The organism is Vibrio sp. 1CM24A, assembly GCF_023161725.1.
GTDB lineage: Bacteria > Pseudomonadota > Gammaproteobacteria > Enterobacterales > Vibrionaceae > Vibrio > Vibrio coralliirubri.
The window spans coordinates 167,069-188,212 of record NZ_JALNTS010000009.1 but is presented as its reverse complement, the minus strand read 5'-3'; the positions used below and the strand labels follow the sequence as shown (position 1 = coordinate 188,212).

Below are 21,144 nucleotides of genomic sequence, written 5' to 3'. Positions count from 1 at the left end.
AGATAAGTAAGCTAGAACAGCGACATAAGTCGCGAGTAATAACCCTATACTAAGCTGTTTCTTCAGCTTGTTATCATTGGCTTGATTCATAACTCCTCCTTGAGAATTACAACAAATTTAACATTTTATTATCATTAGCAAAAGTAAAATTTTGTTGAAACCTTCAACTCTGCACGCAAAATCTAGCCACCAATAAGATAAAGAGTTACATTTTAGACAGTTATACCAATCACAATAAGTAAGTGTTCAGAAATAGCGTAGGAAAAAGGCTTGAGGACCAGGCGGAGCTTTTTGATAAGTAGTTATTCTACAATCAAAAATTCTAACGCAGTTATCGAGCGTTTTAACAAGCTAGAGCGAGCAATTATTTACTACGATTGGTATTGAGTCGTCTCCTAACGGTACTCTTATGTCAGAAACCAAACAGCCAGTGATCATTGAGCATGCTAGCGATACACAGCAAAAGCATGAGAAAAAGCCTCATATTGCCGACAGTGCTAGCAGAATGCTGCACATCGCACAAAGCTTCGGCCTCGATTCCTTAATTAGTCATAGTGCAAAGCCAAACGATAAAGCTGAGAGTACGCTTATCGAACGGGCACTATTGCGAGAGAAGAAACGTAGAGAGCTTCGCCAAAAGAATCTAGAACAGATTCTTAAGTTGGCACACTCTTCGTGTAAGGATGAAGCGGCTGGAGACCCAGATCAGGACTGGCTATACCGTTTCTTCGATATGGCACAAGAGATCCACAATACATCGATGCAGAGGCTATGGGCTCAAGTACTGAAACGAGAAGTCACCAATCCAGGCTCGACATCGATGAAGGCGCTTCAGATCTTAAAAGACATGACACCAAAAGAAGCGTTAACCCTACAAAGGGCGGCATCGCTGGGTTGTAGCTTTGGTAGCGATAACAGCAGAAAGCTCTTACTCGGCTTTAAATCTCATGCTGGGCTATTCAGCTTTGGTAAAAGGGATACCACCAACACCATCAACCTTGGTGGGCACAACCTGCCCTATTCTAGTCTGCTCCACTTGATAGAGCTCGGGATTATTCTGGGTACAGAGTTAGAGTCTGGTGAGATTGATTTCGACCCAGCACTGCACCTAACCTATCAAGGTAAGAGCATGTCACTGGCACCGTTATCAAAAGGGGTAAAGCTGGTTTACTATCGATTCAGCCCTACAGGCAATGAGCTTTGTACCTTGCTTGGCAATAAGCCAAACACGCAGTACTACGACCAACTGATTGCTCTACTGAGCCAGAAATTCACGGTTCAGACCGAAGTGAAAAGCAGTGTGAATTACACCGTCTAGACACTCGACGGTGTAAAGAGTAGACGGTGTAAAAGTGAAGAGTATTGAGAGGAATAAAGAGAATCTAGAGGATAGGTTTCTTGTCTCGGTAAACCAAGGCTGCATTACTTATCAGTCATGAATAAGCCGATAAGTAAGTAAACAGCCTTAGTCATACCAACGCTCTCAATTGGCTAAAATATTTCGCTTCTCCAACGCATCAATACACAGTTCGACCAATTCATCGAGCGTCTTCTCACCTGCGGGTAGATCAATCTCAGGGTTCTGAGGCGCTTCGTACACTGAACTAATACCTGTAAAGTTCGGGATTTCTCCGGCACGTGCTTTCTTATACAGACCTTTAGGATCACGCTGTTCGCAAACCTCTAATGGCGTATTGACGAAAACCTCAAGAAACTCACCTTCCGGCAATAAATCTCTCACGAGTTGCCTTTCAGCTTGGTGCGGAGAAATAAAGGCTGACAACACGATCAAGCCTGCATCTGCCATCAATTTAGCAAGCTCACCAATACGACGGATGTTCTCTCTACGATCTTGCTCAGAGAAGCCAAGGTCACTACATAATCCATGACGCACATTGTCGCCATCCAATAAGTAAGTATGGTAACCAAGCTGTGCCAAGCGATTTTCTAATGCGCCTGCGACTGTCGATTTACCAGAACCAGACAATCCCGTGAACCAGAGCACGGCTGGCTTTTGTGATTTCAGATCCGCGCGAAATGTTTTATCAATCGAGTGTTGATGCCACACAACATTCTCATCTTTGGGTTTGAGTACTGCGGTCATAATTAGTCCTTTAAATAAACAGCATTAAAATGGGAAAAAATAAGGAATTAGGGTCAGCACCAAGCCCGAATATACAATCGAGATTGGAATGCCGATACGCAGGTAATCCGTTAAATGGTAATTACCTACGCTATAAACAAGTAAATTGGTTTGGTAGCCGTATGGCGAGATAAAACTGGCACTGGCACCAAACAGTACCGCCATGATGAACGGCATAGGGTCAACGCCATAACCTACTGCCATACTGTAGCCAATCGGAAATGAGAGTGCTGCGGCCGCATTATTGGTCACCAGCTCTGTCAAAACCAAAGTCATAAAGTAGGTAGCAACTAACGCTCCGAATACGCCCCAACCATTAAACGCCTCCATGAACATCAGCCCCATGCGCTCAGACAAACCCGATGAAATCATCAGTTGAGCAATAGACAGAGCAGAGCCCACGATCACCACAATATCAACCGGAAAACGGCGACGGAGCTCACCCAGTTGCACCACGCCAAATGCCACCAGCAACAGTAGAAAACCAGCTAAGCCTTTGATAATCGGTACTGCATCGATAAGAGCGAGGCCAATCACACTGGCAAAACCAAGCAACACAAACGTCGATTTATCGGCATCAAGCTTGGCACTCGAATCTAAGTCATTCATCAACACAAACTCTTTGTTGTGTTGCTGACGCTGCTCTTCAAAGCGTTTGCCGGGAACCAAAATTAAGGTATCACCAGCGGTCAATGTGATGTTACCAAGGCCGCCTTCAAGGCGTTCATGGCCACGACGAATTGCAACCACAACCGCATCGAAACGGTCTCTAAACTGGCTGGTTTTCAGGGTTTTATTACAGAAGCTTGCCGACGAACTCACCACCACTTCAACGAAGCTCTGGCCGTTCAAGTGGTGCTGACCAAACAGAGTCAGTCCTTGAATTTCTTGCAGTGTCGCCACACTTTCGACATCACCACAAAACAGTAATCGATCACGAGCTTGAAGAATGAAATCAGGGTCTATCGAAGCCGTGGTTTTACCGTCGCGAATCACTTCCGCTAAGAACAGTTTTCTCAATGCTCGAAGGTTATTCTCGCTAACACTACGACCAACCAACGGTGAACCGGGCTCCACTCTGGCTTCTAAAAAGTAAGGCAGATCATCTTGAGAACCATCATCGTAGCTGGGTAGAAAATAGCTAAGAGGGATAAGGATCAATACGCCACCGACCAAAACCGCTAAACCGATCAAGGTAGGTGTGAAAAAGTTTAAGCTCGGCAATCCTGCATCTTCAACAAAACTATTGATGATCAAATTGGTAGAGGTGCCGATCAATGTCAGGGTGCCACCTAAGATGGCAGCGTATGACAAAGGGATAAGTAACTTAGACGGCGCGTGCTGTTGATTACGTTTGATCGCCCCGATCAAAGAAACAACCACTGCCGTGTTATTGGTAAAAGAAGAAAGTAACGCTGTGGAAATACCCAACTTCGCAACCACGGTACCTAGCCTACCTTCAGAGATATTGCGGCTAACCCAGCTGATTAAGCGAGTTTTCTCCAACGCACTTGATGCGAGGATCAGAAGAATTAAAGTCAGTAACGAGGAGTTAGTGAAGTTATTAGCCAAGCTCGACAAGTCGATCATGCCAGCCATAAAAGCAATAAACGCCGCGCCAGCAAAGATAAAGCTTGGCTTAATACGGGTAACGAGCAGGCAAGTTATGATGCCGAGCAAAATCGCTAATACAAATCCTTGTTGCCACATATACCCGTCCTTTATGGCGGAAACGATCGGTTTCCGCCTGATTCAATAAGCTGTTACTTAGTCGTTTATGACTTCAGTAGTTGGCTTAGATCTTTGGCATCCCAATGAGGGAAATGTTTGCGAACCAATGCGTTGAACTCAAGTTCAAATGCAGAGAAGTTACCGACTTGCTGTTCAACAGAGTCCAAACGGTCTCGAATCAAACCCGCACCAACCGTCACGTTGGTCAGGCGGTCGATAACAATGAAACCACCGGTATCGGCACTCTCACGGTATTTATCCAGCGCGACAGTCTCGTTCAGTGACCATTCACACAAGCCAATCCCATTCAATGGCAACTCATCAACGGCGTGAGTCGATAGGTTGTTGATGTCGTACTGGTGACGAACGGTTTCAACCTGACCAACGGTTTTCTTGCCTGCGATCTTGATGTCGTAAGCTTTGCCCGGTTGCAATGGTTGTTCAGTCATCCACACGATGTCAGCCAATACGTGGTTAGTGGATTCAATCTGCGCGTTTTCTAGCACAATTAAATCACCACGGCTGATATCAATCTCATCTTCAAGGGTCAGTGTTACCGCCAAGCCCGCTTGTGCAGACTCCAAATCACCATCAAAAGTTACAATGCGTGCAACTTTCGACTTTTTACCCGACGGCAGCGCCTTGATTTCATCACCGACACTGACGCGGCCAGAGGCCACTGTGCCGGCAAAACCGCGGAAGTCTAAGTTAGGACGGTTTACGTACTGAACTGGGAATCGGAATTCACCTGCCGAACGTTTTTGATCGATGTCAACGTTCTCTAACACTTCTAGCAGAGATGGGCCTTCGAACCATGCAAGCTCTTTACTTGGTGCAGCAACATTGATGCCTTCAAGCGCCGATACTGGCAAGATCTGAATATTGGTTTCGCCTTCTAGGTTTTCTGCAAACTCTAGGTATTCATCGCGAATTTCTTCAAAACGATCTTGTGCGTAATCCACGAGATCCATCTTATTTACAGCGACAATAAAATGCTTCAAACCAAGCAGGTTAGAAATAAACGAGTGACGACGCGTTTGATCCAGAACGCCCTTACGAGCATCAATCAAGATCACCGCCAGATCACACGTTGAAGCGCCTGTTGCCATGTTACGCGTGTACTGCTCATGCCCTGGGGTATCAGCAATAATGAACTTACGTTTTTGTGTCGAGAAGTATCGGTAAGCGACATCGATCGTGATGCCTTGCTCACGTTCAGCCTGCAAGCCATCAACAAGCAGTGCCAAGTCAGGCTTCTCACCTGTAGTACCCACTCGTTGGCTATCCGAGTGAACTGCAGCTAGCTGATCTTCATAAATCTGTTTTGTATCATGGAGTAAGCGACCGATTAACGTACTTTTACCGTCATCTACTGAGCCACAAGTTAAAAATCTAAGCATAGATTTATGCTGATGCTGACTTAGATAACCTTCAATCCCTAGTTCAGCCAATTCGGCTTCTACTGCACTGTTCATTTTTCTTTCCTTAGATTCTTAGAAATAACCTTGGCGCTTTTTCAGCTCCATTGAGCCCGACTGATCATGGTCAATCGCTCGACCTTGACGCTCACTAGACGTCGCCACCAGCATCTCTTCAATAATGCCTGTTAGCGTATTCGCCTCAGATTCAACCGCTCCGGTTAATGGGTAACAGCCTAAAGTACGAAAACGAACGCTTTTCTCTTCAATCACTTCACCTTCTTGCAGCTCCATACGGTCATCATCAACCATGATAAGCATGCCATCACGCTCAACAACCGGGCGCTTGTCTGAAAGGTAAAGTGGAACAATATCGATGCCCTCTAGATAGATGTATTGCCAGATATCTAGCTCAGTCCAGTTTGATAAAGGGAATACACGGATGCTTTCTCCCTTGTTAACCTGACCGTTATAAGTGTGCCAAAGCTCTGGACGCTGGTTCTTTGGATCCCACGTGTGGTTCTTATCGCGGAAAGAGTAAACACGCTCTTTCGCTCGAGATTTTTCTTCATCACGACGTGCACCACCAAAGGCTGCATCGAACCCATACTTGTTTAACGCCTGCTTAAGGCCCTGAGTTTTCATGATATCTGTGTGTTTCGAAGAACCATGTACGAATGGGCTACAACCCATCTCGATACCTTCAGGGTTCTTATGTACCAAAAGGTCAAAACCGTACTTTTCTGCTGTGCGGTCACGAAACTCAATCATCTCGCGGAATTTCCAGTCCGTATCAACGTGTAATAATGGGAATGGAATCTTGCCTGGGTAAAACGCTTTGCGAGCTAAATGAAGCATCACAGAAGAATCTTTACCGATGGAGTACATCATCACTGGGTTATCAAACTCAGCCGCCACTTCACGGATAATATGAATACTTTCCGCTTCGAGCTGTTTTAGGTGGGTTAAACGTTCTTGGTCCATTTCAGTGCTTCCTTTAAGGCTCGCGTTACGAGCAATTCATTACTTGATCTTGCCAAGCATGGGATTTAACTCATCCACTTGAGTGAATGGGAGTATTGGCACTAGAAGAAAACAGAAGCTTCGTGTTGAGCTATCCTTGCTATTCGTCTGCCTGATACGTCCTTGATATAGGCATTATGACGAGCCTCTCATATTACTGGAAATTCTAAAATTTCATTTTTTATTCGAAAAGCTGATAAGGGATTTAATTCATCGATAAGCAGGTGAAATGAATGGACTAATATTATCGATATCAGTTGCGCATCGATTGAGCAGGTTTGGGAGGCGTCTTGCAGAACACCATAAAGTAATCGATCTAAGTCACGAATTAACATTCGTTGTAATCATTGTTTCATTCCATTTTGTTACATTACGCAACGAATTTTCTACTATCCACTTTGGAGCTACAAAATGAAAGTTGCAATGAAACCTTTGTCATTGGCTGTACTTGCGGGTCTTGGTTTGACTCTAGCAGGCTGTACAACAACACCAGATACCGATGAAGTGATTAAACTACGTGTCGTAGAGACAACGGACATCCATACCAACCTAATGGATTACGATTACTACAAAGACAAGCCATCGAAAAAAATCGGCTTAGCACGTACTGCAACTTTAGTAAAAGAAGCTCAAAACGAAGTAACCAACAGCGTATTAGTTGATAACGGTGACTTGCTGCAAGGTAGCCCAATGGGTGACTACATGGCAGACAAAGGCATCGAAGCTGGTGAAGTTCACCCTGCATACAAAGCTATGAACCAGCTAAGCTACGACGCTGCAAACCTAGGTAACCACGAATTCAACTACGGTCTTGAGTTCCTAGAAGAGTCGATCAACGACGCTGATTTCCCGTACATCAGTGCTAACGTTTACGACGCAAAAACCAAAGAACACTACTTCACGCCTTACATCATCAAGACGCACACGTTTGAAGATACTGCTGGCGTAGAGCATGAAGTAAAAGTCGGCTACATCGGTTTCGTTCCACCACAAATCATGACGTGGGATAAGAAGAACCTTGAAGGCAAAGTAATCGCTCGCGATATCATTGAGACAGCTAACGAGTTAGTGCCTCAAATGAAAGCGGAAGGCGCTGAAGTTATCGTTGCTATCCCTCACTCAGGCGTATCAACTGACCCATACAAAAATGGCGAAGAGAACTCAACCTTCTACCTATCTGAAGTAGACGGCATTGATGCAATCGCGTTCGGCCACTCTCACGCAGTGTTCCCAGGTAAAGGTTTTGATGACATCCAAGGCATCGACAACGAAACTGGCACAATGAACGGCGTTGCGGCAGTAATGCCAGGTCGTTGGGGTAGCCACGTTGGTGTTATGGATCTAACACTTGCACAAAAAGACGGTAAGTGGGAAGTAGTAAAAGGCCAATCAGAAGCACGCCCTATCTACGACAAGATCGAGAAAAAATCGCTTGCTGCAGCTGATGAAGGCATCGTAACAGCACTAGAAAAAGACCACGCAGGTACTCGTGAGTTTGTTAACCAACCGATTGGTAAAGCAGACGACGTGATGTACAGCTTCTTGTCTCTAGTACAAGACGATCCAACAGTACAGATTGTTAACCTTGCACAGAAAGATTACGTTGAACAGTTCATCCAAGGTGACCCAGACCTAGACGGAACACCAGTACTTTCTGCTGCTGCACCATTCAAAGCGGGCGGCCGTAAGAATGACCCAGCGAACTTCACTGAAGTTGAATCTGGCCAACTGACATTCCGTAACGCAGCTGACTTGTATCTTTACCCGAACACGCTAGTTGCAATGAAGGTAACTGGTCACGAAGTAAAAGAGTGGCTTGAGTGTTCTGCTGGTCAGTTCAACCAAGTGGATGTTAACTCAACGGCACCACAACAGTTGATCGAGTGGGATAACTTCCGTACTTACAACTTCGATGTTATCGACGGTGTTGATTACCAAATCGACGTAACTCAACCTGCGAAATACGATGCAAACTGTAAAGTCGTTAACCCGGACTCACAGCGTATTGTTGGCCTAACTTACCAAGGTAAGCCAATCGACATGAAGCAAGACTTCCTGATCGCGACCAACAACTACCGTGCATACAGTGCTAAGTTCCCTGGTACAGGTGAAGACTTCATTGCATTTGATGCACCAGATGAGAACCGTACTGTACTTGCGAACTACATCTCTCGCGTAAGCAAAGAGCAAGGCCAAGTGAGCCCAACAGCTGACAACAACTGGTCATTCGCACCAATCAAAACGGATAAAAAGCTAGATATCCGCTTTGAAACGTCGCCAAGTGAGAAAGCGGCACAGTTCATCAAAGAGAAGGGTCAATATCCAATGAAACGTGTTGCGACTGACGATGTTGGTTTCGGCGTTTACCAAATTGACCTAACTAAATAGATTACTCTAGTAATCAATAGTTAACCTTCTAAAAGGCTGAGTTTAACGACTCAGCCTTTTTCTTTTCTTATCTCAATTCTCAGTCTAAAGCCTTAACTTTCTCCCCTTAAACACCTGCTCATTCTTCATCTAAATCGCACATCTCAAATCATCTATTGAATCCAATCAAGGTAAAAAAGCAGCAATTCGCTGTAAGTTTTTCAGAGCTCCTCCTGTCTATTTAATTTACTACACTCAATGAATGGCCGACAAGCCATTCATCTATAGGATAGATAAGGACATTTGATGGGCACCGTCGAGAGCATTCAAACATGGTTAAATTCAGGGGAGGAGTCGCTGCTATGGCTGATGCTTGGCATTATCGCGCTTTCTTACCTGCTTGAAGATCTGGCCATCGTTACGGCCGCAGGTTTAGCCACTCAAGGGCTCATCCCACCTCAATATGCGTTACTTGCGATTTTTATCGGCATTGCCACAGGTGATCTCGGTCTCTATTACCTTGGGAAATCAGGCCGTTATTTCCGAGGCGTTCGTTACAAAGCCCTCACCAACCGATACTTTCGAGCGCTTCGCACCAAATTACGTCAAAACGCATTCAGCAGCCTTTTTGTTATCCGCTTTATTCCTGGGCTACGCACCGTTGGTTTTACCCTGAGTGGCTTTTTCGCCATCCCACTGCCTACTTTCTTATTTGCCGTCATCAGCGCAACTGCGCTCTGGACTGGCATTGTCTTCTCTGCCATCTACTATTTAGGGACATCAGCGTGGCTGCAAGCCTCTGAATATCAATGGATCGTCATTCCGTGTGCCATCGTTTTGCTGTTTATCGGCAATCGATTAATGAATAAAACCTACTCTAGAGGGCTATCATGAGTTCACCGCAAGATATTCGCATCATTCCCGCACATCAAATTAATGCAGGTATGCCTCTGCTTGAAAAAGATACCGTGCGCAGTGTCTCTCCTTATGAGTTTCTTCCGACTTGGTTCTTCTACACGCCAGTGGTCATTCAAAGCCTGATGCAAGGGTTACGGCACTTTGACTGGGCACTTCCGCTCATCGCCAATCCAAGCATTAAGTTAAGTGGCATGGTAGGCGAATCAAAACATGAGATATTGAGCCTTGCCGGATCTTCAAGTCAGCGTTGGATCTCCCCGTTTATTACCCTAACCAAAACGGATCTCAGCAGTAAAAAACAAGCCGAAGATGCACGCAGCGCACTCATACAATCGGATCTTGATTTCCCAATCGTGGCAAAGCCGGATCTTGGCTGTCGAGGTGTTGGTGTTAAGCTGATCAACACACAAGATCAACTTGAGCAGTATGTTGAATCTTTCCCAAATAATGCTCGCTTTCTACTGCAGAAAAAGGCGCCTTATCAAGCCGAAGCGGGTGTTTTCTACGTTCGTTACCCAAACAAAAAGCAAGGTGAGATCATCTCGATCACACTCAAATATGCGCCAATGGTGATGGGTGATGGCAAGTCGACACTTAAACAGTTAATTGAAAATAGCCCGCGTGCTGGGCAGCTTAGTCACCTGTATCTACCAAGGCATGAAGATAAATTGGATCAAGTGCTCGCAGAGGACGAAGAGTTCCAACTCGCGTTTGCAGGCAGCCATAGCCGTGGTTGTATCTTCCGAGATGGTAATCAATACATCACTCAGGCTTTAACCGAACGCTTAGATGAGATATTCGACGACTTCGATGGCTTTCACTTTGGTCGACTCGACGTCAAGTTTAAAGACATGTACAGCCTAATGAACGGTGAGGATTTCACGATTCTTGAGGTCAATGGCGCAAGCAGTGAGGCTGGACATATCTGGGATCGCGACACCCCATTACGAGAGATATTTTCTACGCTACTCCTGCAATACCGCATTCTTTTTGATATTGGCGCTCAGCAAAAACAACGAGGTCACCAATCCCCTCCTTTCAAGAGCTTATTTGCGGCGTGGCAAGAAGAGCGACGTCTTGTTCAACAATATCCGACTACCGACTAACTTTGCACGAGGATCATGAATGAACCCCATAGCCCAACCGAGCGCCCTTACTTCTTTCTCTCCTAGCATCAAGGGAGCGGTAGAGATATTGAATCAGGGTCTAGAGTTTTTGTTAGCGATTTCTGACAGCGATTACCTAACACGAGCAAAGCCACACGTTACAAGCTCTATCGGTGAACATACTCGTCACACACTGGATCTTTTTCACGCCTTGATTTTAAAAGAGGATGAGACCGTTGATTACAACACTCGTCGTCGTGGTCATCCCGTCGAATACGACCGCTCTATTGCAGTCAAAGAGATCCACTATGTGATCAACTGGCTTGAACGATTAGACCGTCGAGATCTCGAAGCGCCTATCATGATCCAAACCGAAGTTTCGATGGACGCTCAAGTGTTCGCAAGCCTGCCTTCAACGCTCGAAAGAGAGGTCACCTTTGCCGCACTGCATGCCAATCATCATTACGCGATGATCAAGGTGATCACCACCTTCCTAGACGTCGAGACCTGCAACACCTTTGGTTATGCCCCAACCACCAACAGCTATCTGAGGGAGCAATAATCATGTGTTCAGTATCTTGGCTGCTTGAAGAGAATGGTTATCAGGTCTTTTTTAATCGTGATGAACAAAAAACACGAGCACTGGCAATGCCACCCAGACAATATCGAGTCAACGGTGTCGATATCATTATGCCACTCGACCCAACTGGCGGCGGTAGCTGGATAAGTATTAATGAGTTCGGGCTTTCGCTGTGCCTACTCAATAACTATCAAGGCTCAGTACCTGTTGGGCCTTTAGTAAGCCGCGGTTTGCTACTTAAAAATCTATCATCGAGTCGTAATATCAGTCAGCTCTCTGAAGCATTTCACAAGCTAGACCTACACTCTTTTGCCCCATTTACCTTGCTGGCTTTCGCGCCCAATCTAACCCAACACAATGGTCTGGTTATCGCCTACATGTGGGATGGTATTCAACAGCAAATAGTCGACACAGATTCTCCACTGTTCTCATCCGGTGTTGATTTAGAGCGAGTGCAAGCTTACCGACAAGCAAAATACGATCAGCTTATGGCAACAGGTAAGAATCAACAGAACTTACTTAAGTTTCACTCTCACCATCACAACGAACAACCTCATTTAGCAACCTGTATGCATCGCGAAGACGCACATACAGTGAGCTTTACACACTTACGTAATCTGCATGGCCAAGCCTCTATGTTTTATGCACCCGGCTCACCATGCGAACCCATAAAACCATGCCAGATAAATCAGCAGCGCTTTACCTTTGATTTATCACCCGCAATCAATCTATAGATGGAGTCCATCATGAGAAAACTAATCACCATGGTCATGCTACTTGTTAGCCCGTACGTATTTGCTGCCGATGAAATCTACACTGGTTTCTTTAGCAGTAAGGCGCTCGATGGCTACGATACCGTCGCGTATTTCACTTCCGGTAAGCCCATTGAAGGCAGTAAAAAATTCAGCACTGAGTACAAAGGAGCGGATTGGTATTTCTCTTCTGAAAAGAATCTGACTTTATTTGTTAATAATCCTGAAAAATATGCCCCTCAATATGGTGGCTATTGCGCTTGGGCAGTATCAGCGAAGAGTGACTTTGCACCGGGTGACCCACATCAATGGACGATTGTTGATAACAAGCTTTACCTCAACTACGACCAAGAGATTAAGCAGCGCTGGGAACAAGACCAAGCACAGCATATCCAACAAGCCGATAAAGTTTGGCCGCAACTGATTAAGTAAGGGAATAACGATGACATTCACTCCAGCCAAACATATCCCTGCGGCATTTATCGCGTTTGTGTTTATTCAGTCGTTGTTCTTTAAGTTCACCGGCTCATACGAGACAGAGCATATCTTTGGCACGCTCGCGACATGGTCAGGGCTCAGTTGGTTCGGCTCGTTTGGCGGTTACTTGATTGGATTCGCTGAACTAATTGCAGCCATTTTGCTGTTCACCCGTTGGCATGGTTTGGGTGCCATCATGAGCGTGGGGATCATGAGCGGCGCGATATTTTTTCACCTGTTTACGCCGCTCGGTATTCAGATGCCTGAGTTCAATGCTGCGGGTGAAATTATCGGTTACGACGGCGGATTATTGTTTGGCATGGCATGCCTAGTGTGGTTATTCGGCGCGTTTTTAAGTGTAAAAGATTTCAAGAATCAAGACGGTTTCCTAAACAACTTTAGTCAATAAGGTAGCTTCATTATGATTGATAGTCCTTTTCGTTTACCACGTTACACGCCTTTTGGTTTAGGTGAGTCTGTTGTCGAGTGGGCAACTGGGCTATCTAAGCTAGACCGACTCTATCAAGATCGACCAAACGAGTTATCTAGCTTTGAATTCATGCATCACACCCTGTCGGCGCTCAATATCGACTACTCGGTTTCATCTGGCACCACAGAAAATATCCCAGAAGAAGGGCCAGTGGTGATTGTGGCCAACCATCCGCTTGGCGCAATCGAAGGCGTGATCCTTGCCGATCTCGTAGGATCAGTAAGGAAGGATGTGAAAGTGTTGGCGAATGAGTTACTTAAGCGCCTGCCGGAGCTGGATGATCTTTTCATCGGTGTCGATGTCTTTAATAGTAAAGAATCAAAACGCACCAATGCCAAAGCCATTCGAGACGCCAATCGTCATTTGGCTGATGGCGGACTGCTGATTGTATTCCCTGCGGGTGAAGTATCGAGCTACCGTAAAGGGGCAAAAACACTGACAGACATCGAGTGGAGCAAGTCGGTCGCCAAATTCGTAAAACGTCATCAAGCCACCACGGTGCCTATCTTTATCAATGGTAAAAACAGCGAGTTTTTCTACCAAGCTGGTCGTGTTCATCCACTATTAAGAACCGCTCTACTCGGGCGTGAACTTCTTAATAAACAGGCGACGACTATCTCTATCTCGATTGGCTCATCGATTCCGTATTCAGAGATCAAATCGTTTGAAAAAGAGATGGATATCGTCAACTACCTACGACTCAATACCTACCTAATGAGTCAACAAGACAGCCCGAGCACGCCAATCCACGCCCCCTCTTTTGATACCCAAGTGATAGCGCCTATTCCGCCAGAAGTGTTGGCAATAGAGGTCGATTCTCTTCCGGAAGAGATGAAGTTACTCGAGCAAGGGGACTTTGAGGTCTACTGCACACCAAGCCAATCTATTCCTAACTTAATGCGCGAGATTGGTCGAGTAAGAGAAGAGAGCTTTAGAGAAGTCGGAGAAGGCAGCGGGCTGGCCTGTGATTTAGATGAGTATGACCTTTACTACCATCAACTGTTTGTATGGAATAAAACCAAGGCAGAACTGGTTGGCGCGTATCGACTCGGTATGGTCGATAAACTCATCGCTGAGCACGGGCTTGATCAGCTCTACTCTCGTAGCCTGTTTAACTACAACCAAGAATTCATTGATACGTTAGAAAACAGCATTGAGCTTGGGCGATCAGTGGTAAGTAAGCCTTACCAAAAGAGCCTGAACTCACTGTTACTATTGTGGAAAGGCATCGCGACCTTTGTGTCTCGTCACCCTCAATACACCCATCTGTTCGGCCCAGTCAGTATCAGTAATGATTACAGTCACAATGCGCGTCTGTTGATCGCGACCACCTTATCGATCCATCACTACGATGAGGAAAAGGCGAATTTGGTTTCACCTTCGTCACCTCTCAATACCAGTAGTCATGTGTTCTGGCAGAATCACCTGCTCTCTTCACTGGCGAGTGTGCCTCTGCTCTCTAAAGTGTTAGCACGCATGGAGCAAGGTAAAGGCCTGCCGGTGCTGCTGCGCCAATATCTAGGGATGAACGGTAAACTGGTGTGTTTTAATGTCGACCCATCATTTAATGATGCCTTGGATGGCTTGATTGTGGTGAACCTTAAAAAGGTACCACTGAAGACTCTGGGTAAATACATGGGCAGAGAGCTTGCTCAAGACTATCTAGAGCAACATGCTCAACGCTGATTTCGCCTACTCTGTACCTACACTCAAATAAGTGCGATGATTTCGACACTTATTTGGGTTAGGTTATTTTCATGCACACCTCTTTTATCGAACAACTACAAAGCTTCGACTTCTCAGAAAGCCAGATTGAATCTCTAGTTGCTGTCGCCAAGCCACTTGAACTGCCAACAAGACACATCTTGATCAATCAAGGTGAGATGGCGAGTTCAATCTACTTTGTACTTGAAGGCTTGTGCCACGCCTGCTACTTGACCAATGACGGTAAGCAATACAGCAAAGAGTTCTATTGGGAACAAGATTGGATCATCGGCTTTGAGAGTCTGATAAAAAGCCAAGCGTCCCCTTACCTATTAGAAACGCTGACTCCCATCACCATGTTAGAGCTGCCAATGAATGCGGTTATCGAGTGGCGTGCATCAAATAATCTTTTGTATTTAAAGCTGTTAGAAACACAACTGATGCATAAGGAAAACAAAGAACGCTTCATGCTGCTCTATACACCAGAGCAACGCTATCAGCTGTTCTGCGAGCACTATCCCGACCTTGAGCAGCGCTTGAATGACAATCAAATTGCAGCCTACCTAGGAATAACCGCAATCAGCCTGAGCAGAATTAAAGGTCGAATTAACAATAGTTAATGCCAACAATCATCGCGCATAGTACATTCAGAGCATCGATAATCTCTGGATGTAAACATGATCACTTGGCACTCAATTCCCTTTTCTGAACTCTCAACACAACAGCTTTATCAACTACTTAAATTAAGAGTCGATGTATTTGTGGTGGAGCAAACTTGTCCTTATCCAGAACTCGACGGAAAAGATACACTCGCAGGTGTTGAGCACCTGCTTGGCTATTCTGATGAAGAGTTGGTAGCGTGTGCACGTTTATTACCACCAGGTACCTCTTACGACAACACCAGCATCGGCCGAGTCGCAACCAAGCAATCAGCAAGAGGTGATGGCTTGGGACATCAATTAATCAAAGAAGCATTAACACGCTGCGAGGCTCTTTGGCCAAATACGGCCATTGATATTGGCGCGCAGCAACACCTAGAAAACTTCTATGCGAGCCACGGCTTCAAGACCATCTCGGCTATGTACCTCGAAGATGACATTCCTCATATAGACATGAGATTAGAAAAATAATGACGAATATCACTGCCGGTATTCTATTGTTGGTTGCAGGTAACTTGTTTGCCTCACTTTCCGACGTAGCGGTAAAGCTGTTAAATGGCGAAGTACCGCCCTTGCAGTATATTTTTTTCCGACAGTTGATATCTCTGCTCATCATCACCCCTTTGTGGCTTCAGCAGAAAAAAGAACAACGACGCTTACAGCAGGCTAAGGTAACCTTCATTCGAGGTCAGTTAATTCTGATCGGCAGTGGATGTATGGTGGTCGCGATCACTCACTTGTCTTTAGCAACCGCCAACGCAGTATTTTATGTCGCGCCTTTACTGATGTTGCCGCTCTCAATGTTGCTATTGAAAGAGCAACCGGCACTCGGAAAGGTTATCGCCACAACCATAGGTTTTATTGGCGCATTGATTGTTTTGAGGCCATCACAATTTCATTGGGCAGCACTGTTTGCTTTGGGGACAGCACTCACCCTCGCACTATTCAATGTATTGGTAAGAAAGCTTCCTAGTGAGCAAACGGTGGTCACTACGCTGTGGTGGACAACCTTATTCTCTATTCCAGCCTCATTAGTACTGTGCTTCTTATACTGGCAGCCGGTGTCTGTGGAGCACTTGGGATACATAGCCCTGAGTGCAACACTCATATTGAGCTACAACGGCCTTGCGGTTGCAGCCTATCAAAAAGCACACTCTAGCCAAATTGCCTTGGCTGAGTATTCAGGATTGGTGTTTGTGGCGTTAATAGGTGCGATATGGTTCGATGAGATTCCAGATACATTAACCTTTATCGGAATCATGCTTATCATCTTGCCACTCGCCCCTTTCAAGCGACCAAAAAAAAGAGCTAATGCTTAGCTCTTTTCTATCGTTTATCTGTGTCTGGTGAAGTGCTTTAACTCAGGTTTACAGTTCATCTACTTACTGCGACCGAAGCCACCATCGGATAAGCGGAAGAACATCACCGAAGTGTCGCCTTTCTCTAGCTGAAGAATGTCCAACTGCCCAGTTTCAGCAAGTTTGAAACGAACCAGTTGGCCTTTACGAATCTGACTGAGTGGCTTATCTGCACCTTCAATACGCACTAACGCATTCAAGTCAGACAATGGCAAATCGTTGTTTCGAAAAACCTGCGCTAACGTATCCCCTTGCTTAACAAGGTACTCCTGCCAATTTTTGTTACTCGGTTCTGATGAACTGCTCTTGGCATTTTGCTGTTCGCTTAAGCCGACGGTGTTTATTTCAAGCTCAACGCGCGATGTTGTTGGAGCGGTGTCTACTTTTGGTTCTGGTAGCGGTACAAAAAGTAATATCAGTACGATCGGAGAAATCACCATCAACAGTCTTTGGTGTAACTTCGGCAATGAACCCCAAGTTTGCGCTGTTGAGGTTTTCATTTTCTTCACATCGATCGAACTCAATTTCTCTTTGACCTGATTCAGTCGATCCTTGAATTCTGCTAAGTGGTCAACTTTCTGTTTTTTCTTTTGACGACGATTCATACCACTGCGTCCTATACATTGAATAACTACAGTATAAAAACCAAAGTACCAACAGTATAGATCTTTCCGTCACAACAAGGCCCAAAGCGAGAAAATTGACATGGCTGTGATTTGGGCACGGTAAAGCGCAAGTGATCAGGGACTAGCCGTTTCTTCACGCTGCTAATACTGGTATTCTTACCCTTTTCGTACTGACAAAAAGAGTGACTTTTCATGTCTGAAGTAAAATTTGAAACTGTAGAGCAAAAAGCTAGCTACGGTATCGGTCTACAAATGGGCCAACAACTTGCTGGTTCTGGTCTTGAAGGCCTAAACGTTGACGCAATCGCTGCTGGTATCGCAACAGCTCTAGTTGGCGACATGCCAGCTATCGAAGTTGACGAAATCAACAACGCACTACAAGAGCTACACACTCGTGGTGAAGCTGCACGTCAAGAACTAGCTAAAGCTGCTGCTGCTGACGGCGAAGCTTTCCTAGCTGACAACGCTCTTCGTTCAGAAGTAACGGTTCTTGAGTCTGGTCTTCAGTACGAAGTACTAACTGAAGGTACTGGCGAAATCCCAACTGCAGACAAGCAAGTACGTGTTCACTACCACGGCGAACTAACTGACGGTACTGTTTTCGACAGCTCTGTATCTCGCGGTCAACCTGCTGAATTCCCAGTAACTGGCGTAATTCAAGGTTGGGTACAAGCTCTACAAATGATGCCTGTTGGCTCTAAGTGGAAGCTATACATCCCTCAAGATCTAGCATACGGTGAGCGTGGCGCAGGTGCTGCAATCCCACCATTTGCTGCTCTAGTATTTGAAGTTGAACTTCTAGCTATTCTTTAATTTTTATAAAAACCTATAGTAAAACAAAATACTATAGGCAAATAAAATTGAAATAATCCAACGGCGATGTGACTACATCGTCGTTTTTCGTTTATAGTGAAAGAGTAAATTACTTTATTACTTAAGGACGAATAATGAAGAAAGTACTCATCACAGTTTTAAGCAGCCTTGCTGTTGTCTCTTGCGCTAGCACGAGCGACTCAGAACAAACCAGTTCATCATCAGATACCAATTATTCCCAACTATCACAAACTGCACTAATGGCAGCAGTGAATATGTGGTCTCAACAGAATGAAACAACACCTCTTGCAGATACTGTCGCTGACCAAGCTTCTGTTACCAGCGATCAAGCAATTGGCGGTATCGGTTCAATGTTGGCCCTTGCACAAAACTCACTTGGCACAGCCGACAACAAAGAACTCGCGACACTTATTCCTGGCATGTCGACTCTTGAGTCAACTGGACTATCATCACTAATTAACTCGCAAAGTGCGGTTGAAAGTGCCTTCACAAGTCTAGGAATGGACTCATCGATGGTTTCAACATTTGCGCCAATCGTTCTTCAAGCACTGCAGTCCCAAGGCGCAACAAGTGGTCTAATGGATTCACTTGCTGCTGTATGGCAATAATCGCTAGTTATTAATAGCAAGTATGGAAATCTGATAAGAGCACTTCGGTGCTCTTTTTTTATGCGTGAAAGAAAAGATGCTCGTGATACGAGATACGAGATACGAGATACGAGATACGAGATACGAGATACGAGATACGAGATACGAGATACGAGATATTTTTGAAAAAAAGAGCAGATAAGACAAGCAAAAAGTGCCAAACATCATGGTGCAATTTCTATTATCTTTTCCTTGTTCTACAGACACAAAAAAGCCGAGCTAATGCTCGGCTTTTGTATTAAGAATCTAGTATAGATTACTCAGCAGCTTCTTCAGCAGCTGGGCGGTCTACAAGCTCAATGTAAGCCATTGGAGCTTTATCACCAGTACGGAAACCACATTTAAGAATGCGAGTGTAACCACCTTGGCGAGCCGCGAAACGCGGGCCTAGTTCATTAAATAGTTTTGCCACAACTTCGTTATCACGAGTGCGAGCAAATGCAAGACGACGGTTAGCAACACTGTCTGTCTTAGCTAGGGTAATCAATGGCTCAATTACGCGACGTAGTTCTTTTGCTTTAGGCACGGTAGTTTTAATAACTTCGTGACGAACAAGAGAGCTAGCCATGTTGCTGAACATCGCTTTGCGATGACTGCTGTTGCGGTTGAGTTGACGACCACTTTTACGATGGCGCATGACCTAATCCTTCTAACTTTTCGATTAATCTTCAGCGATTGACGCTGGTGGCCAGTTTTCTAGACGCATGCCTAGAGAAAGACCACGTGAAGCAAGCACATCTTTAATCTCTGTAAGAGATTTCTTACCAAGGTTTGGCGTTTTAAGTAGCTCAACCTCAGTGCGCTGTACAAGATCACCGATGTAGTGAATCGCTTCTGCTTTCAAACAGTTAGCAGAGCGAACTGTTAGTTCAAGATCGTCTACAGGACGTAGTAGGATAGGATCGAATTCTGGCTTCTCTTCCTTCTCCTCAGGTACACGTACATCACGAAGATCTACGAACGCATCCAGTTGTTCAGCTAAAATAGTAGCTGCACGACGGATTGCTTCCTCAGGTTCTAGAGTACCGTTCGTTTCCATATCGATAACAAGCTTGTCTAAATCAGTACGTTGTTCTACACGTGCCGCTTCTACAGCGTAAGCGATTTTATCAACCGGGCTGTAAGTAGCGTCAACTAGTAGACGACCGATAGGACGCTCATCTTCTTCAGTATGGATACGAGCTGAAGCTGGAACGTAACCACGACCACGTTCTACTTTGATACGCATAGCGATCTCAGCGTTGTCATCCGTTAGGTGACAAATTACGTGCTCAGGGTTAGCGATCTCTACATCACCATCGTGGGTGATGTCACCTGCAACAACAGGGCCTGAGCCTGATTTGTTCAGTGTAATAAACACTTCATCTTTGCCTTCAGCAACGCGTACAGCCAAACCTTTAAGGTTTAGAAGGATTTCCAGGATATCTTCCTGAACGCCTTCTTTAGTGCTGTATTCGTGTAGCACACCTTCAATTTCAACTTCTGTTACGGCACAACCCGGCATAGAAGATAGAAGAATGCGGCGAAGAGCATTACCTAGAGTGTGGCCGAAACCGCGCTCTAATGGCTCAAGAGTTACTTTCGCGTGTGTCGTATTGATCTGTTCAATGTCAACAAGACGCGGCTTAAGAAATTCTGTTACAGAACCCTGCATTGTGTCCTCTCTTTTTTTAACCTTACTTAGAGTAAAGTTCGACGATCAAGTGTTCATTGATGTCAGCTGATAGGTCAGAACGCTCAGGCATACGCTTGAATGTACCTTCCATTTTGCCAGCATCTACTTCAATCCAAGTTGGCTTTTCACGTTGTTCAGCAACTTCTAGAGCCGCTTTAATACGAGATTGCTGTTTAGCTTTCTCGCGGATAGAAACAACGTCGTTTGCCGCTACTTTGAAAGAAGGAACGTTTACAACTTTACCGTTAACTAGAATAGACTTGTGGCTAACTAGTTGACGAGATTCAGCACGAGTAGCGCCAAAGCCCATACGGTAAACTACGTTATCAAGACGACCTTCAAGAAGCTGAAGCAGGTTTGCACCTGTGTTGCCTTTAAGACGTGCAGCTTCTTTGTAGTAGTTGCGGAATTGTTTTTCTAGAACGCCGTAGATACGACGAACTTTTTGCTTCTCACGAAGCTGAACGCCATACTCAGATAGACGACCGCGACGAGCGCCGTGTACACCTGGTGCGTTATCAATTTTACACTTGGTATCGATCGCACGGACACCAGACTTAAGGAATAAGTCAGTACCTTCGCGACGGCTAAGCTTCAGCTTAGGACCCAAATATCTTGCCATGATCTTTCTCCAAT

Annotated in this window: 22 protein-coding genes; 14 read left to right on the top strand and 8 right to left on the bottom strand. The window is 45.3% G+C overall.

What is annotated here, in order from left to right:
- Positions 1 to 409: 409 nt before the first annotated feature.
- Positions 410 to 1,318, top strand: a complete 909-nt coding sequence (locus tag MSG38_RS19805) for a TIGR03899 family protein (protein WP_248402448.1) — start codon at positions 410 to 412, stop codon at positions 1,316 to 1,318.
- 165 nt (positions 1,319 to 1,483) lie between these two features.
- On the opposite strand, the gene cysC is transcribed toward MSG38_RS19805, so the two are convergent.
- The 4 genes from cysC to cysD all read right to left on the bottom strand — a co-directional run bounded on the left by cysC (position 1,484) and on the right by cysD (position 6,312).
- Positions 1,484 to 2,104, bottom strand: a complete 621-nt coding sequence (cysC, locus tag MSG38_RS19800; RefSeq protein ID WP_017067555.1) for an adenylyl-sulfate kinase — start codon at positions 2,102 to 2,104, stop codon at positions 1,484 to 1,486.
- A 24-nt stretch (positions 2,105 to 2,128) separates the two neighbouring features.
- A complete protein-coding gene (locus MSG38_RS19795; protein ID WP_017067554.1) occupies positions 2,129 to 3,853 on the bottom strand; it encodes an SLC13 family permease in 1,725 nt (574 codons plus the stop codon).
- 65 nt (positions 3,854 to 3,918) lie between these two features.
- The gene (gene cysN, locus MSG38_RS19790) at positions 3,919 to 5,349 is read right to left on the bottom strand and encodes a sulfate adenylyltransferase subunit CysN (RefSeq protein ID WP_248402447.1); all 1,431 of its coding nucleotides are present in this window, start codon (positions 5,347 to 5,349) and stop codon (positions 3,919 to 3,921) included.
- A gap of 18 nt (positions 5,350 to 5,367) precedes the next feature.
- On the bottom strand, positions 5,368 to 6,312 hold the full coding sequence (gene cysD, locus MSG38_RS19785; RefSeq protein WP_348983507.1) for a sulfate adenylyltransferase subunit CysD: 945 nt from the start codon (positions 6,310 to 6,312) through the stop codon (positions 5,368 to 5,370).
- A gap of 414 nt (positions 6,313 to 6,726) precedes the next feature.
- Here cysD and MSG38_RS19780 point away from each other — a divergent pair, with 414 nt between their 5' ends.
- The 11 genes from MSG38_RS19780 to MSG38_RS19730 all read left to right on the top strand — a co-directional run bounded on the left by MSG38_RS19780 (position 6,727) and on the right by MSG38_RS19730 (position 16,687).
- A complete protein-coding gene (locus tag MSG38_RS19780; RefSeq protein WP_248402445.1) occupies positions 6,727 to 8,703 on the top strand; it encodes a bifunctional 2',3'-cyclic-nucleotide 2'-phosphodiesterase/3'-nucleotidase in 1,977 nt (658 codons plus the stop codon).
- 285 nt (positions 8,704 to 8,988) lie between these two features.
- Positions 8,989 to 9,576, top strand: a complete 588-nt coding sequence (locus MSG38_RS19775; protein WP_248402444.1) for a DedA family protein — start codon at positions 8,989 to 8,991, stop codon at positions 9,574 to 9,576.
- Positions 9,573 to 10,706, top strand: a complete 1,134-nt coding sequence (locus tag MSG38_RS19770; protein WP_248402443.1) for an ATP-grasp domain-containing protein — start codon at positions 9,573 to 9,575, stop codon at positions 10,704 to 10,706. The genes MSG38_RS19775 and MSG38_RS19770 overlap by 4 nt, the downstream gene beginning before the upstream one ends.
- A gap of 19 nt (positions 10,707 to 10,725) precedes the next feature.
- A complete protein-coding gene (locus MSG38_RS19765) occupies positions 10,726 to 11,268 on the top strand; it encodes a hypothetical protein (protein ID WP_048618622.1) in 543 nt (180 codons plus the stop codon).
- Between the two features lie 2 nt (positions 11,269 to 11,270).
- A complete protein-coding gene (locus MSG38_RS19760; RefSeq protein ID WP_122082847.1) occupies positions 11,271 to 12,020 on the top strand; it encodes an NRDE family protein in 750 nt (249 codons plus the stop codon).
- 12 nt (positions 12,021 to 12,032) lie between these two features.
- Positions 12,033 to 12,470, top strand: coding sequence for a YHS domain-containing (seleno)protein (locus MSG38_RS19755; RefSeq protein ID WP_248402442.1), 438 nt, complete (start codon positions 12,033 to 12,035; stop codon positions 12,468 to 12,470).
- 10 nt (positions 12,471 to 12,480) lie between these two features.
- Positions 12,481 to 12,924: a hypothetical protein gene (locus MSG38_RS19750; protein WP_248402441.1), complete on the top strand. Its 444-nt coding sequence runs from the start codon at positions 12,481 to 12,483 to the stop codon at positions 12,922 to 12,924.
- 12 nt (positions 12,925 to 12,936) lie between these two features.
- Positions 12,937 to 14,691 carry a lysophospholipid acyltransferase family protein gene (locus MSG38_RS19745; protein WP_248402440.1) on the top strand — a complete coding sequence of 585 codons (1,755 nt, stop codon included), beginning with the start codon at positions 12,937 to 12,939 and terminating at the stop codon, positions 14,689 to 14,691.
- Between the two features lie 71 nt (positions 14,692 to 14,762).
- Positions 14,763 to 15,329, top strand: a complete 567-nt coding sequence (locus MSG38_RS19740; RefSeq protein ID WP_248402439.1) for a Crp/Fnr family transcriptional regulator — start codon at positions 14,763 to 14,765, stop codon at positions 15,327 to 15,329.
- Between the two features lie 57 nt (positions 15,330 to 15,386).
- Complete coding sequence (locus MSG38_RS19735) at positions 15,387 to 15,839, top strand: GNAT family N-acetyltransferase (protein ID WP_248402438.1); 453 nt, start codon at positions 15,387 to 15,389, stop codon at positions 15,837 to 15,839.
- Positions 15,839 to 16,687: a DMT family transporter gene (locus tag MSG38_RS19730; RefSeq protein WP_248339176.1), complete on the top strand. Its 849-nt coding sequence runs from the start codon at positions 15,839 to 15,841 to the stop codon at positions 16,685 to 16,687. Before MSG38_RS19735 ends, MSG38_RS19730 begins: the two co-directional genes overlap by 1 nt.
- A 59-nt stretch (positions 16,688 to 16,746) precedes the next feature.
- Here MSG38_RS19730 and MSG38_RS19725 read toward each other — a convergent pair whose 3' ends face one another.
- Complete coding sequence (locus tag MSG38_RS19725) at positions 16,747 to 17,331, bottom strand: LysM-like peptidoglycan-binding domain-containing protein (protein ID WP_048605967.1); 585 nt, start codon at positions 17,329 to 17,331, stop codon at positions 16,747 to 16,749.
- A 213-nt stretch (positions 17,332 to 17,544) separates the two neighbouring features.
- Here MSG38_RS19725 and MSG38_RS19720 point away from each other — a divergent pair, with 213 nt between their 5' ends.
- Together MSG38_RS19720 and MSG38_RS19715 are read left to right on the top strand one after the other, a co-directional pair.
- Positions 17,545 to 18,165, top strand: coding sequence for an FKBP-type peptidyl-prolyl cis-trans isomerase (locus MSG38_RS19720; RefSeq protein ID WP_008220519.1), 621 nt, complete (start codon positions 17,545 to 17,547; stop codon positions 18,163 to 18,165).
- A 134-nt stretch (positions 18,166 to 18,299) separates the two neighbouring features.
- On the top strand, positions 18,300 to 18,794 hold the full coding sequence (locus MSG38_RS19715; protein ID WP_060983542.1) for a DUF2780 domain-containing protein: 495 nt from the start codon (positions 18,300 to 18,302) through the stop codon (positions 18,792 to 18,794).
- 295 nt (positions 18,795 to 19,089) lie between these two features.
- On the opposite strand, the gene rplQ is transcribed toward MSG38_RS19715, so the two are convergent.
- From rplQ to rpsD, 3 genes are read right to left on the bottom strand one after another with little or no spacing between them, the layout of a single operon-like run.
- The gene (gene rplQ / locus MSG38_RS19710; RefSeq protein WP_004729812.1) at positions 19,090 to 19,470 is read right to left on the bottom strand and encodes a 50S ribosomal protein L17; all 381 of its coding nucleotides are present in this window, start codon (positions 19,468 to 19,470) and stop codon (positions 19,090 to 19,092) included.
- 24 nt (positions 19,471 to 19,494) lie between these two features.
- On the bottom strand, positions 19,495 to 20,487 hold the full coding sequence (gene rpoA / locus MSG38_RS19705) for a DNA-directed RNA polymerase subunit alpha (RefSeq protein ID WP_004729813.1): 993 nt from the start codon (positions 20,485 to 20,487) through the stop codon (positions 19,495 to 19,497).
- Between the two features lie 22 nt (positions 20,488 to 20,509).
- A complete protein-coding gene (gene rpsD, locus MSG38_RS19700; RefSeq protein WP_004738777.1) occupies positions 20,510 to 21,130 on the bottom strand; it encodes a 30S ribosomal protein S4 in 621 nt (206 codons plus the stop codon).
- Positions 21,131 to 21,144: the final 14 nt, after the last annotated feature.

Excerpts from the sequence above, each read along its gene's own strand:
- rpsD (WP_004738777.1), bottom strand. The coding sequence starts at position 21,130 with ATGGCAAGATATTTGGGTCCTAAGCTGAAGCTTAGCCGTCGCGAAGGT.
- MSG38_RS19740 (WP_248402439.1), top strand. The coding sequence starts at position 14,763 with ATGCACACCTCTTTTATCGAACAACTACAAAGCTTCGACTTCTCAGAA.
- MSG38_RS19770 (WP_248402443.1), top strand. The coding sequence starts at position 9,573 with ATGAGTTCACCGCAAGATATTCGCATCATTCCCGCACATCAAATTAAT.
- rplQ (WP_004729812.1), bottom strand. The coding sequence starts at position 19,470 with ATGCGCCATCGTAAAAGTGGTCGTCAACTCAACCGCAACAGCAGTCAT.
- MSG38_RS19745 (WP_248402440.1), top strand. The coding sequence starts at position 12,937 with ATGATTGATAGTCCTTTTCGTTTACCACGTTACACGCCTTTTGGTTTA.
- MSG38_RS19720 (WP_008220519.1), top strand. The coding sequence starts at position 17,545 with ATGTCTGAAGTAAAATTTGAAACTGTAGAGCAAAAAGCTAGCTACGGT.
- MSG38_RS19760 (WP_122082847.1), top strand. The coding sequence starts at position 11,271 with ATGTGTTCAGTATCTTGGCTGCTTGAAGAGAATGGTTATCAGGTCTTT.
- MSG38_RS19735 (WP_248402438.1), top strand. The coding sequence starts at position 15,387 with ATGATCACTTGGCACTCAATTCCCTTTTCTGAACTCTCAACACAACAG.
- cysC (WP_017067555.1), bottom strand. The coding sequence starts at position 2,104 with ATGACCGCAGTACTCAAACCCAAAGATGAGAATGTTGTGTGGCATCAA.
- rpoA (WP_004729813.1), bottom strand. The coding sequence starts at position 20,487 with ATGCAGGGTTCTGTAACAGAATTTCTTAAGCCGCGTCTTGTTGACATT.
- MSG38_RS19755 (WP_248402442.1), top strand. The coding sequence starts at position 12,033 with ATGAGAAAACTAATCACCATGGTCATGCTACTTGTTAGCCCGTACGTA.
- MSG38_RS19725 (WP_048605967.1), bottom strand. The coding sequence starts at position 17,331 with ATGAATCGTCGTCAAAAGAAAAAACAGAAAGTTGACCACTTAGCAGAA.
- MSG38_RS19730 (WP_248339176.1), top strand. The coding sequence starts at position 15,839 with ATGACGAATATCACTGCCGGTATTCTATTGTTGGTTGCAGGTAACTTG.
- MSG38_RS19715 (WP_060983542.1), top strand. The coding sequence starts at position 18,300 with ATGAAGAAAGTACTCATCACAGTTTTAAGCAGCCTTGCTGTTGTCTCT.
- MSG38_RS19765 (WP_048618622.1), top strand. The coding sequence starts at position 10,726 with ATGAACCCCATAGCCCAACCGAGCGCCCTTACTTCTTTCTCTCCTAGC.
- cysN (WP_248402447.1), bottom strand. The coding sequence starts at position 5,349 with ATGAACAGTGCAGTAGAAGCCGAATTGGCTGAACTAGGGATTGAAGGT.
- MSG38_RS19750 (WP_248402441.1), top strand. The coding sequence starts at position 12,481 with ATGACATTCACTCCAGCCAAACATATCCCTGCGGCATTTATCGCGTTT.
- MSG38_RS19780 (WP_248402445.1), top strand. The coding sequence starts at position 6,727 with ATGAAAGTTGCAATGAAACCTTTGTCATTGGCTGTACTTGCGGGTCTT.
- MSG38_RS19795 (WP_017067554.1), bottom strand. The coding sequence starts at position 3,853 with ATGTGGCAACAAGGATTTGTATTAGCGATTTTGCTCGGCATCATAACT.
- MSG38_RS19775 (WP_248402444.1), top strand. The coding sequence starts at position 8,989 with ATGGGCACCGTCGAGAGCATTCAAACATGGTTAAATTCAGGGGAGGAG.
- MSG38_RS19805 (WP_248402448.1), top strand. The coding sequence starts at position 410 with ATGTCAGAAACCAAACAGCCAGTGATCATTGAGCATGCTAGCGATACA.